Annotated in this window: 10 protein-coding genes and 2 tRNA genes; 4 read left to right on the top strand and 8 right to left on the bottom strand. The window is 66.1% G+C overall.

The window, feature by feature from the left end:
* A partial coding sequence (locus tag WB508_RS11660; protein ID WP_423845048.1) for a phosphoenolpyruvate carboxylase occupies positions 1–1,833 on the bottom strand: 1,833 nt, incomplete at its 3' end.
* Positions 1,834–1,896: 63 nt separating this feature from the next.
* Here WB508_RS11660 and WB508_RS11655 point away from each other — a divergent pair.
* The gene (locus WB508_RS11655) at positions 1,897–2,553 is read left to right on the top strand and encodes a nitroreductase family protein (RefSeq protein WP_423845047.1); all 657 of its coding nucleotides are present in this window, start codon (positions 1,897–1,899) and stop codon (positions 2,551–2,553) included.
* Between the two features lie 21 nt (positions 2,554–2,574).
* Entirely contained in the window at positions 2,575–3,324 is a 750-nt protein-coding gene (locus tag WB508_RS11650) for an ABC transporter permease (RefSeq protein WP_423845046.1), read from the top strand.
* Positions 3,325–3,342: 18 nt separating this feature from the next.
* On the opposite strand, the gene WB508_RS11645 is transcribed toward WB508_RS11650, so the two are convergent.
* The gene (locus WB508_RS11645) at positions 3,343–4,767 is read right to left on the bottom strand and encodes a sugar porter family MFS transporter (protein ID WP_423845045.1); all 1,425 of its coding nucleotides are present in this window, start codon (positions 4,765–4,767) and stop codon (positions 3,343–3,345) included.
* 335 nt (positions 4,768–5,102) lie between these two features.
* Positions 5,103–5,175: transfer RNA gene (locus tag WB508_RS11640), tRNA-Arg, on the bottom strand.
* 263 nt (positions 5,176–5,438) lie between these two features.
* On the opposite strand from WB508_RS11640, the gene WB508_RS11635 reads away from it, so the two are divergent.
* Complete coding sequence (locus tag WB508_RS11635) at positions 5,439–7,259, top strand: phosphoenolpyruvate carboxykinase (GTP) (protein ID WP_423845044.1); 1,821 nt, start codon at positions 5,439–5,441, stop codon at positions 7,257–7,259.
* Between the two features lie 57 nt (positions 7,260–7,316).
* Here the strand turns inward: WB508_RS11635 and WB508_RS11630 are convergent, their stop codons facing one another.
* From WB508_RS11630 to WB508_RS11620, 3 genes are all read right to left on the bottom strand, one after another.
* Positions 7,317–7,964, bottom strand: coding sequence for a DUF998 domain-containing protein (locus tag WB508_RS11630; RefSeq protein WP_423845050.1), 648 nt, complete (start codon positions 7,962–7,964; stop codon positions 7,317–7,319).
* A gap of 19 nt (positions 7,965–7,983) precedes the next feature.
* Entirely contained in the window at positions 7,984–8,772 is a 789-nt protein-coding gene (locus WB508_RS11625) for an MBL fold metallo-hydrolase (RefSeq protein ID WP_423845043.1), read from the bottom strand.
* Positions 8,773–9,009: 237 nt separating this feature from the next.
* Positions 9,010–10,176: a nucleotide sugar dehydrogenase gene (locus WB508_RS11620; RefSeq protein ID WP_423845049.1), complete on the bottom strand. Its 1,167-nt coding sequence runs from the start codon at positions 10,174–10,176 to the stop codon at positions 9,010–9,012.
* A gap of 158 nt (positions 10,177–10,334) precedes the next feature.
* Between WB508_RS11620 and WB508_RS11615 the strand changes: the two genes are divergently transcribed.
* A complete protein-coding gene (locus tag WB508_RS11615) occupies positions 10,335–10,769 on the top strand; it encodes a VanZ family protein (RefSeq protein ID WP_423845042.1) in 435 nt (144 codons plus the stop codon).
* Positions 10,770–10,859: 90 nt separating this feature from the next.
* Here WB508_RS11615 and WB508_RS11610 read toward each other — a convergent pair.
* Both WB508_RS11610 and WB508_RS11605 read right to left on the bottom strand, forming a co-directional pair.
* Positions 10,860–10,946: transfer RNA gene (locus WB508_RS11610), tRNA-Ser, on the bottom strand.
* A 93-nt stretch (positions 10,947–11,039) separates the two neighbouring features.
* Positions 11,040–11,332, bottom strand: a 293-nt coding sequence (locus WB508_RS11605; RefSeq protein WP_423845041.1) for a hypothetical protein, incomplete at its 5' end; no start/stop codon positions are given.

Raw genomic sequence — 11,332 nt, 5'->3', positions numbered from 1 at the left:
GTGGATCTGCCATTGCGAGGCAGCGATGCCGGCGTCCTTCGAGGAGTCGGAGTAGCCGAGCATGATCTCCTGCACGTCGCCCCGCGCGGCAACGATCCGGCGGTACGACGAATCGCTGAGCAGCGCCTCCAGCAACGGTCCGGCGGCCTCGAGCTCGTCCACGGTCTCGAACAAGGGCGCGAAGCCGATGCGGGAGGTGGCTACCGCTGCGGTGAGGTCGACCAGTCCGACCTCGCGGGCCAGCACGACGACCGCGAACAGATCGTCGACGTCGTGCGTCATGGACACGATGTAGGTTTCGATGACGTCCGGACCGTAGGTGTCAAGGGCCGTGCTGATGGTCTGGAGCAGGTTCAGCGACCCGGTCGCCGCCTCGCCGAGACCACCGGTCCCGACGCCAGTGAGTGGTCGACCCGACATCATCTCTGCGCTGAGTCGCTCGATCCGGGCAGGTCGGTCGAGATCGGCGTACGTGTCATCGCCGAGCCGCGCGTACAGCTCGGCAAGCGCGGCGTGGTGCTTCTCGGAGTGCTCACGCACGTCCATCGTGGCCAGTCCAGCCCCGAACGTGACGGCGGTGCGAATCAGTCGCAGAATCGCCCCGTCGCCGGTCAGCAGATCGCCATCAGCCAGCATCGAATCCCGCACCACCGCCAGGTCGGCGATGAGCTCGTCGAAGGACAGATAGTCGCGGCCCGGCTCGTGGGCGGTGTTGTTGACCAGCCGGTCGCGGGTCCGCAGAAGCCTCACGCGAACGAAGCTCAGCTTGAGGCGGTAGGGCTCGTCGGCGTTGAGTCGGCGGATCGTGTTCCACGTGATCGGCAGCGCAGCGGCGTCGTCGGCCAGGCTCGCGGTCAGTGCCGCAGACGCCGTGACGATGCGTGTCGAGGCGGTCATCTCGGTCAGGATCTCGTCGACGGCCTCGACCAGCTCGGACACGCCAGACACGTGCTGCAGGTGCAGGATCTGCAGCGTGACCTCGGGGGTCACGTGGGGGTTGCCATCGCGGTCGCCCCCGGCCCAGGTGCCAAAACGCAGTGGCCGCGCCTCGATCGGCAGCTTGATGCCGATCCGGCCCAGCTGGGTGTCCAGCTCTTCCATCAATCCGGGCACCACCTCCGAAGCAATCGAGCGCAGGTAGTAGACGGCCGTGCGTGCCTCATCAGACGGCTCGGGTCGCACGACGCGCAGTTCGTCGGTCTGCCACAACAGGTCGACCAGCTCGGCGAGACGGCGCTCAGCACCGGCCTGCTGTGACGGAGGCACCCGGGGGTCCTCGGCCGCGCGGACGGCCTCGGCCACCTTGCGCAACAGCCGCAGGACCGAGCGCCGGCTCGCCTCCGTGGGATGCGCCGTGAACACGGGGCGGTACTCGATGCGTTCGAGCACCGAGATCAACACGTCACGGGTCAGGCTGCCGTCCTCCAGCGCAGCCGCCATGCGGTCGACCGTACCGGCGAGCGGACCTTCGCCCTCGCCGGTCAGCTCCTGCCAGCGATGCAGCTGCTCGGTGATGTTGACCAGCTGGAAGTAGGCGGTGAACGCCCGGGCGAGCACCACGGCCGTGGCGGCGTCCACATCGTCGAGCAGCGCGCGCAGGTCGGTATCGTCGGGTTGTCGAGCCAACCCGCGCACCTGCTCGACCAGGTCGAGCAGTTCATCGCCCTCGTGGCGGGCGAGGGCCTCGCCGAGCAGCGTGGTCAACTGGCGAACCGAGCCCCGTAGGGCGGCGTGTTCTGCATCCGAGGACACCCCGCCGCTGAACGATCCCGCGTCGGGCTCGCGGCGGTCCGACTCGAGGATCTCTTCGGTGGCCCTGGATTGCGACGTCATGGAGCCAGTCTGCCGGTCCGGTGTTTCAGACATGTCTCATGCGCTGCTGACACACTGCCCGACATGAGCGATGGACCTGCGATGATCCCAGCGCCGTACCTCGGCGTTAGCCCCGACGCTGCGCGCGAGCGCGTCGCCACCTTTACGGAGCACTTGGAGCGCCGCCGTAGCGTGCGCCACTTCGCCGACACGCCCCTTCCCGACGGCGTGCTCGAGACCGCCATCCGGGCGGCGGCCAGCGCGCCCAGCGGGGCACACGTCCAGCCGTGGCGTTTCGTGGTCGTCACCGACCCGGAGGTGCGCCGCCGACTCCGCGACGCAGCCGAGGCCGAGGAGCGTGAGTTCTACGAACGCCGGGCCTCCGCGGAGTGGTTGGCTGCGCTGAGGGCTCTGGGCACCGATGCCGAAAAGCCGTTCCTGACCGACGCGCCCGCCGTCATCGCGGTGTTCGAGGTGCACCGCGGACCTCATTCGCCCAAGCCCTACTACGTCAAGGAATCCGTCGGGATCGCGGTGGGATTTCTGCTCGCCGCTCTGCACCAGGCCGGCCTCGCGACCCTGACTCACACCCCCAGTCCGATGAAGTTCCTCAACGAGATCCTCGCTCGGCCGATCGAGGAGCGCGGCTTCCTGCTGATTCCAGTTGGGTATCCCGCTGACGGCGCGGAGGTACCCGCCCTGGCTCGCAAGCCGCTGGAGGAGGTGATCGTGCGGCTCTGACCTGTCTTTTAGGCTCCACCCATGCCTGCACTCGACCTCCTGATGCCGACAGCGCTCGGTGTCGGACTGCTGGTTTCCGTCACGATCGCCGTTCTGTGGAGCGCGCGGGCGCCGCGGCCGTTGGCTCCCTCGTGGGCGATTCTGCGCGGCGCGATCCAGCTGGCACTGATCAGTCTGGTCCTCAGCCAGGTCATTGGCAGCGGCTTCTACGTGTCACTGGCGTTGCTGGTGATGTTCACGGTCGCGGCCATCACCGCCACCCGTCGCATCGGGTGGAGCGGTCGTCGCCTGATGCTGCTCGCCGGGTCGATGGCCGCTGGCATTGGCGTGACCTTGGCGATCGTCTTCCTCACCGGGGCACTGGAACCGTCTGCGCGATACGGGTTGGCCATCGGCGGGATCGTGATCGGCAACGCCATGGCCGTCGCGACCCTCACCGGCCGCCAGCTGAACGAATCGATCAACGAACACTGGGACGAGGTGGAGGGCTGGCTCGCACTGGGCGCAACCCCGCGCCAGTCGACAATCCGGCTGGCCCGCGCTGCTGTCTACTCGGCCCTCATCCCTGCCACCGACCAGACAAAAACCACTGGGCTGGTCACTCTGCCTGGCGCATTCGTCGGCGCCATCTTCGGTGGCGTCTCGCCTCTGGAGGCAGGCCGTTTTCAGATCGTCGTGCTCGCGTCGGTCATGGCTGCCGGATCGATCACCTCGGTGCTCCTGGCACGATTCCTCGGCCCTGTTCGGGTCCGACCCCCGTTGCTGAGGTGACCCGGCCGGTGGCGTCGGTCAGCTCATGTCCTCCAGCTCGACGTTGTTGGTCTCGGGCACGAATTTGAAGACGAACACGAGCGAGACGGCAGCGGCGAGGGTGTAGAAGCCGTAGGCGAACCACAGACCGAGCGCAGCCATCGACGGGAACGTGGTCGAGATCGCAAAGTTGGCCAGCCACTGCGCCGCTGCTGCGAGCCCGAGGGCGGCACCTCGGATCTTGTTGTTGAACATCTCTCCCAGCAGCACCCACACCGCAGGGCCCCACGACATGCCGAAGAAGACCACGAACATGTTGGCGGCAAGCAAGGCCACCACGCCTGACGTGTCGCCCAGCTCAGGTCCAGACGTTCCGTCGGCGCTGGTCACGATCGGAGCCTGGCTGAAGACAAAGCACAACGTGCCCAGGCTGAGCGTCATGCCGGCCGAGCCCACCATCAGCAGGATCCGGCGCCCGATGCGGTCGATCAACGAGATCGCGACGATCGTGACCGCGATGTTGGTGATCGAGGTGATCACGGTCTGGATGAGAGCGTCCTCCTCTGTGAACCCCACGGCCTGCCACAGCGTCGAGGAGTAGTAGAAGATCACGTTGATGCCGACGAGCTGCTGAAACACCGAGAGCCCGACACCGATCCAGACGATGGGCAGCAGTCCACCGGCCGGCTTCGTCAGATCTGACAAGGACCGCTTGCGGTCGCGCTGCACGGTGCGCTTGATTTCCTTGATCCGCTCGTCGACGCCGCGATGCAGCACCAGCCCGAGGATCTCGCGGGCCTTGGACTCCTCGCCCAGCGCCATCAGATAGCGCGGGGACTCCGGAATCGTGGAGGCGAGCACGCCGTAGGCAAGAGCGGGCAGCACCTCGACGATGAACATCCAGCGCCACGCCTCGAGCCCCAGCCACAGCTCGTTCGCCGAGCCACCGGCGGCTCCAGCCAAGGCGAAGTCCGACAGCAGTGCGATGAAGATGCCGGTGACGATGGCCATCTGCTGAAGCGAGCCCATCTTGCCGCGGATCTTTGCCGGGCTGATCTCGGCGATGTAGGCCGGGGCGATCACCGAGGCTGCGCCGACGCCGACGCCGCCGATCACCCGCCACACGATCATGTCGATCGGGCCGAAGGCCAGGCCTGAGCCGATGGCGGAGATCGTGAACATCGCCGAGGCGATGAACATCACCTTGAGCCGGCCGATCTTGTCGGCCAGCTGGCCCGCCCCGTAAGCCCCGGCCATGCAGCCCAGCAGCGCCGAGGAGACCACAAAGCCTGTCAGGCCCGCACCCATCTGGAAGTCGTCGCGCATCGCGCCCACGGCGCCGTTGACCACGGCGGTGTCGAACCCGAACAAGAATCCGCCCAGCGCGGCCACCGTGGCCAGCTGGATCACCTTGGCGGTGTCGTAGCCACTGCCACGGTCGGCGTCGCTCGTCTTGGTGGCCATGGGCCCCTCCCCGCATCGATGCGCGTGCGGGTCGACACGCTATCGCTGCCTTGCAGTGGTCGCCAGTTGTCGCCGATTGCCGTGACCGGCGGGCCAGCGGACCTTTGCGGCGCGTTGCATCCAGCCCGGTCAGAGATCCCGCTCAGAGCCAGATCGAACGACACCCGGCGCGTGGCGAGCACGAGCCCGACCGCGAGCAGCGCTGGGGCGAGGGTCACGATCGGATGGCTGTCGATCATCGAGCTGCATTTTCGCGGTGTTGACCCGCGATGTTGTTGCCATCCGCAGCATGAAAAGGACCCCGACAAACCGTGACGGTCGGCCGGGGTCTTCTGCGCGCCTGTAGGGATTCGAACCCCAAACCTTCTGATCCGTAGTCAGATGCTCTATCCGTTGAGCTACAGGCGCCCGTCCCGCGAACGGAACCCGACGAGTCTAGCGTGACCCAGCCGGCAGAAAAAACCTGGTCCGCTCGAACTGCAGGCGCCACACGATGATGTGACCATCTTCACCCACCTGCCCTTACCCTTCGCCAGCGACTCCGCGTAAAGTCATGGGATCGTCACCTCCGGTGACGTGCCCATCAACCATCAGCTGACCGAGCCCTGACAGGCTCGGAAGTGCGGTGCTGTTCGCCTGGCCCGCGATGCGCGAGAAGGAAACGTTCATACATGCCTGCAGACTCCATCAGCACCACGTACCGATCCACGTACGCCAAGCTCCAGGACTGGGTAGACGAGGTGGCCGCCCTCACCAAGCCGTCCGACATCTACTGGTGCGAAGGTTCCCCCGAGGAGTGGGTGAACGTCACCGACACGCTCGTCGAGACCGGCACGTTCAAGCGCCTCAACGACGAGCTGAAGCCGAACTCGTTCTACTGCGCGTCCGATCCCACCGATGTGGCTCGGGTCGAGGACCGCACCTACATCTGCTCGGTGGATGAGAAGGACTGCGGCCCGACCAACAACTGGATGGCTCCGGATGAGATGAAGCAGGTCATGACCGACCTGTACGACGGGTGCATGCAGGGCCGCACCATGTACGTCATCCCCTTCGTGATGGGCCACCTGGAGTCCGACCACCCGATGTTCGGGGTCGAGATCACCGACTCGGCGTACGTGGTGGCCTCGATGACGGTCATGGCTCGCATCGGCCGGGACGTGCTGACCAAGATCGAGGAGACCGAGGCCGACTACGTGCCGGCGCTGCACTCCTTTGGCGCCCCGTTGGCCGACGGGCAGGCCGATGTGCCGTGGCCGTGCAATGACACCAAGTACATCGTGCAGTTCCCCGAGGAGCGCATGATCTGGTCGTACGGGTCGAGCTACGGCGGCAACGCCCTGTTGGGCAAGAAGTGCTACGCGCTGCGCATCGCCTCGGTGATGGGCCGCGACAACGGCTGGATGGCCGAGCACATGTTGATCCTCAAGCTCACCAACCCCGAAGGCGTCGTCAAGTACATCGCCGCCGGCTTCCCGAGCGCGTGCGGCAAGACCAACCTGGCCATGGTCGAGCCGACCGTTCCGGGCTGGAAGGTCGAGACCATCGGCGATGACATCGCCTGGATCCGGGTGGGAGATGACGGGCGTCTCTACGCCGTCAACCCCGAGTTCGGTCTGTTCGGCGTCGCTCCGGGTACCGGCTGGGACACCAACGCCAACGCCATGCGCACCATCGAGCAGGGCAACTCGGTCTTCACCAACGTCGCCCTGACCGACGACGGCGACGTTTGGTGGGAGGGCATGACCGACGAACCGCCAGCCCACCTGACGGACTGGAAGGGCAACGACTGGACCCCCGAGAGCGACCAGCTGTCCAGCCACGCCAACAGCCGCTTCTGCACGCCGATCAAACAGTGTCCGATTCTTGCGCCGGAGTACGACGACCCGAACGGCGTCCCGCTCGACGCGATCTTGTTCGGCGGGCGTCGCAAGACGACCATCCCGCTGGTGACCGAAGCCCGCGACTGGACACACGGCACCTTCATGGGCGCCACGCTGTCATCGGAAACCACCGCGGCTGCGACCGGCGCTGTTGGCGTCGTCCGCCGCGATCCCATGGCCATGCTGCCGTTCATCGGCTACGACGCGGGCGACTATTTCGGTCACTGGATCAGCATGGCCAAGAACAACGACGAGTCGAAGTTTCCGAAGATCTTCTACGTCAACTGGTTCCGTCGCGATGACGACGGTGGCTTCCTGTGGCCTGGATTCGGCGAGAACAGCCGCATTCTCAAGTACGTCATTGAGCGGGTCGAGGGCAAGGTCGAGGCGATCGAGACCCCGATCGGCATGGTGCCGCCGGCGTCATCGATCGACACCGACGGACTCGACGTCAGCACCGAACAGCTGGAGAAGGCGCTGGCGGTCAATGTCGACGAGTGGGCCGCTGAGATCCCGCAGATCAACGAGTGGTTTGAGAAGTTCGGCGACACGCTGCCGGCCGTCCTCTGGACCGAGCTGGACGGTCTGAAGGCTCGCCTCGGGCTCTGAACATCTGTCACGTGAAACGCCCCGATCCCCGGCTCTGCGCCGCGAGACCGGGGCGTTTCACGTGTCAGTGCCGGCGCTGCGCAGCTCCTGCACCCCGACGACCGCAAGGGCGACGAAGACCGGCCACAACGCCATCCGTTCGGTGACGCCGACGGCGTGATCGACGCCGATGAACACACCCGCAGCAACACCACACAGGGCACCGGTCGCGATCAGGGCCGAGCCAGTCCGTGGTCGTCGCGCTCGTACCAGCAGACCCAGCACGACTAGCGCGATGGGCTGCGCGACGAACAGCGGGCCCGCTGCCAGGACATGGCCGTCGCGATACAGATCCAGCGGCGTCAGTCCGGTCGCGATCGAGCTCACGCCCGACACGACCAGCAGTGCCGTCAGCGCCATGGCCAGCCAGCCACGACCGAATCGGCCGTGCAGCAGCACTGCACCGAGCGCCATGAGGGCGCCAAACGCGACGAAGGAGGCGTTGAGCAGATCGTGGGCCGGCGAGCACACCGGCACCGCATCGCCGAAGCGTTGGATCGACGTGCACTCCACAGCGCCTAGGTCGCTGATCGTGTTGTCGACAAAGCTGTACCGCGCAGTGCTCCAAGCGGCGACCGCGATCTCCGCCGCGAAGTACGCCGGCCTCACGATCCACATCAGCGCGCCAAGACGGTGGCGGTGGGTCGTGACGGTGCGCTGCTGCATCCGCTGCACGGAGCAGCCCTCAGACGGCGGCGAGATCGTCGAAGACACGTTTGTCGTGGGCGTTGAGCACGGTGATGCCATCCTGATCGTTCAGCCGGCGCAGTGCCGCGTGATTGCCGGCAAGCTTGCTGCGGTCGTCGGCCATCATCTTCTCGAACGCGCGAAACCGGCCGATCCTGGTCAACGGAGTCCCCGAAGGGGACGTCGATGCGTAAGAACTAGCGTCGAACACGGCGTCGCCAGCATGCACCAGCAGGCCGCGCGGCCCCGCGTCGACCGCGACCGCGGCATGGCCTCGGGTGTGGCCCGGCATGGGGACGTAGGTGATGCCGGGCAGCACCTCGATGCCGGTCATTCCGTGCTGCCACACGTCGCCCGGGCCGGCGTGGGTGGCGAAGATCGGCCCGTGCGCCCACTGCTCTTGCGCGTAGCGCTGCTTGGACACGAAGTCCGGGTGCACAACAGCCCAGTCGTGCTCGGCGGCGGTGGTGTGGATCGTCGCGCCGGGAAAGTCGGCGATGCCGCCGATGTGGTCGAAGTCCATGTGGGTCAGCACGACGTGTGTGACGTCAGCAGCCTCGTGACCGAGTGCTTCGATCTGGGCCACCGCGGTCTTGGCATCGTTGGGCTCGGGGCGCAGCACAAAGCGGGCAGGTCCCATGCGCTTCGGAGTGGCGAAGTCGTGGCGGCCGAGCCCGCTGTCGATCAGCACGAGGCCGTCGTCGGTCTCGCACAGCAGGACGTGACAGATGATCTCGGACATCGTCGGCGGGTGCATCGATCCGCAATTGAGGTGAGTGACTCGCATGTGGGCAATCTTGTCGGAGTTGCTGGCCTGAAGCTGGCTGAATGCCTCATGTCGCCGTTGGCCCGTGGTGGCAGTCTGGCGTCGTTCGGCGTCTGAGCGCGGTCCGAGTGGCCCGACACCGCCCATGGCAACGACCCATCTGGCGGTCGTTCACCCCCGCGTCGACGCTAGGGGCGCCCACCAGCTCGCGCTGCTCGCCCACGGAGGTCGAGCTGCTCTCGACCACACCTATACGGATCAGCTGGACCCGAACAGGTCGCGCGTGTAGACGCGATCTCGCACGTCGTCGAGATCGTCGGCCAACCGATTGGCGACGATCAGGCACGAAACGGCCTTGAACTCCTCTAGGTCGCGGATGACTCGCGACCCGAAGAATTCGCCCTCGGGCAGCTCGGGCTCGTAGACCACGATCTCGATGCCCTTGGCCTTGAGCCGCTTCATGATGCCCTGCACGCTGCTGGCACGAAAGTTGTCCGACCCTGACTTCATGATCAGTCGGTGGATCCCGACAACCTTGGGCTCGCGACGCAGGATGTCGGCGGCGACGAAGTCTTTGCGGGTCCTGTTGGCGTCGACGATCGCGCCGATCAGGGTCTGCGGGACGTCCCGATAGTTGGCCAGCAGCTGCTTGGTGTCCTTGGGCAGGCAGTAGCCGCCATAGCCGAACGACGGATTGTTGTAGTAGGTGCCGATGCGCGGGTCGAGGCCGACGCCGTCGATGATCTGACGGGTCGACAAGGCGTGGCTGATCGCGAACGAGTCGAGCTCGTTGAAGTAGGCCACTCGCATTGCGAGGAACGTGTTGGCGAACAGCTTGATCGCCTCGGCCTCGGTCGGCTCGGTCAGCAGGACGGGGCAGTTCTTGGTGACGGCGCCCTCGATCAGCAGCTCAGCAAAGCGCTTGGCGCGATCGCTCCGCTCGCCGACGACGATGCGTGAGGGGTGCAGGTTGTCGTAGAGAGCGCTGCCTTCGCGCAGGAACTCAGGAGAGAAGATCACGTTGTCGGTGCCGAGTCGTTCGCGGACGTCACGGACGAACCCGACCGGGATGGTCGACTTGATCACCATCGTGGCGGTAGGCACATGGTCGATCACTGCGTTGATGACGCTCTCGACGCTCTTGGTGTTGAAGTAGTTGGTTTCCGCGTCATAGTCGGTCGGTGTCGCGATCACGACGTACTCGGCGCCGGAATAGGCCACTGCCGGATCGTTGGTAAAGGTCAGACGCAGGTCACCTCGGGCCAAGAACGCCTCGATCTGATCGTCCTGAATTGGACTGCGACCGGCTTTGAGCTCGCGCAGTTTTTCAGCGTCGATCTCCAACCCGACGACGTCGTGGTGCTGAGACAGCACGACTGCGATGGACAAGCCCACGTAGCCGAGTCCGACGACAGCAATCCTGATGGTCACGCGACGACCCTAGTGGGCAGCTGCTGCTCTGATGACTACACCGGGCAGCGTGACGTGCGTGAGCACACCGACGGCCAGCACGGAGCCAAGACTACGAAGGCGACCAGCAGCACACGGGTCGCCGGTCGTTCGGCCGCCCATAGGATCGGCGCATGCTTCCGCGACGTTCAGTGATCGGGACCGGCGCCCTCTATCTGATCTCGCTGTCATTGATCGGCCTGTGGCCCACCCACGTCGACCGCAGCCTCGACCTGGCCCACCGCCCGCCGACGACGTGGCTGGCCAGCATGTTCGACCTCACGCCGACAGCGGCCTACAGTGTCGGCGAGACCGCGGCCAACGCGCTGCTCTTCATGCCGCTCGGGATCTTCCTCGTGGTGCTGCTGCCCCGGCAGGGTTGGCTGTGCGCCACCGCACTCGCAGCGTCGCTCTCGGTGTTGATCGAGCTGGCGCAGGCACTCGCACGTCCCGAACGAACCGGTTCGCTGGGCGACGTCGTCGCCAACACGATCGGCGCGGGCATCGCAGCGGGGCTCGTCGTGGCGTGGCGGTGGCGAACAGCAGAGACCGTCGTCAGCCGCAGGTGACCCAGCACGGGGCACGACGGTGTCCCTACACGCAGAACGACCAGCCACGTGAGCGGCTGGTCATCTTGATTCGTGCATTCTGCTGTCCAGCGGAGATGGCGGGATTTGAACCCGCGAGAGGTTTAAACCTCAACCCGCTTAGCAGGCGGGCGCACTAGGCCACTATGCGACATCTCCACGCTGCCCGCCGAAGCAGGCAACCTGAGAAGGGTACCGAGCCGACCACCGAGACGACGAATCGGGGAGCATCCACCCCCTGCTCCCGGTCGCTCAGTCCAGCTCGAAGCGCCGGTATCCGTGCGCGGTGTTGAGCCGGTCGTACACGTCGCGCAGCAGGTCCGGCCCCCGTTCGCCGGCGTAGGCCAGTGGGAACGCCAGCACCGACTCCCCCCGGTCGAGGAACATCCGGTGGGCGTCGGAGGAGACGTTCTCGACGTCGGTCCACGTGATCGACACCGGTCGGATGGTCAAGGGGCCGCCGAGCGTGACGCTCTCGGTGTCCGTGCGCGCCACCACGGGCGGCCACACCCACAGCATGACGGCGCGCACGAACAGCACCAGAG

The sequence above is a fragment of the Aeromicrobium sp. genome (genome assembly GCF_049586495.1).
Classification (GTDB): Bacteria; Actinomycetota; Actinomycetes; order Propionibacteriales; family Nocardioidaceae; genus Aeromicrobium.
This window is presented reverse-complemented; position numbering and strand designations above follow the sequence as displayed.

What these genes read in the sequence shown, in the direction of transcription:
- WB508_RS11655 (WP_423845047.1), top strand. Translation starts at nt 1,897, where the DNA reads ATGAGCGATGGACCTGCGATGATCCCAGCGCCGTACCTCGGCGTTAGC.
- WB508_RS11650 (WP_423845046.1), top strand. Translation starts at nt 2,575, where the DNA reads ATGCCTGCACTCGACCTCCTGATGCCGACAGCGCTCGGTGTCGGACTG.
- WB508_RS11645 (WP_423845045.1), bottom strand. Translation starts at nt 4,767, where the DNA reads ATGGCCACCAAGACGAGCGACGCCGACCGTGGCAGTGGCTACGACACC.
- WB508_RS11635 (WP_423845044.1), top strand. Translation starts at nt 5,439, where the DNA reads ATGCCTGCAGACTCCATCAGCACCACGTACCGATCCACGTACGCCAAG.
- WB508_RS11630 (WP_423845050.1), bottom strand. Translation starts at nt 7,964, where the DNA reads ATGCAGCAGCGCACCGTCACGACCCACCGCCACCGTCTTGGCGCGCTG.
- WB508_RS11625 (WP_423845043.1), bottom strand. Translation starts at nt 8,772, where the DNA reads ATGCGAGTCACTCACCTCAATTGCGGATCGATGCACCCGCCGACGATG.
- WB508_RS11615 (WP_423845042.1), top strand. Translation starts at nt 10,335, where the DNA reads ATGCTTCCGCGACGTTCAGTGATCGGGACCGGCGCCCTCTATCTGATC.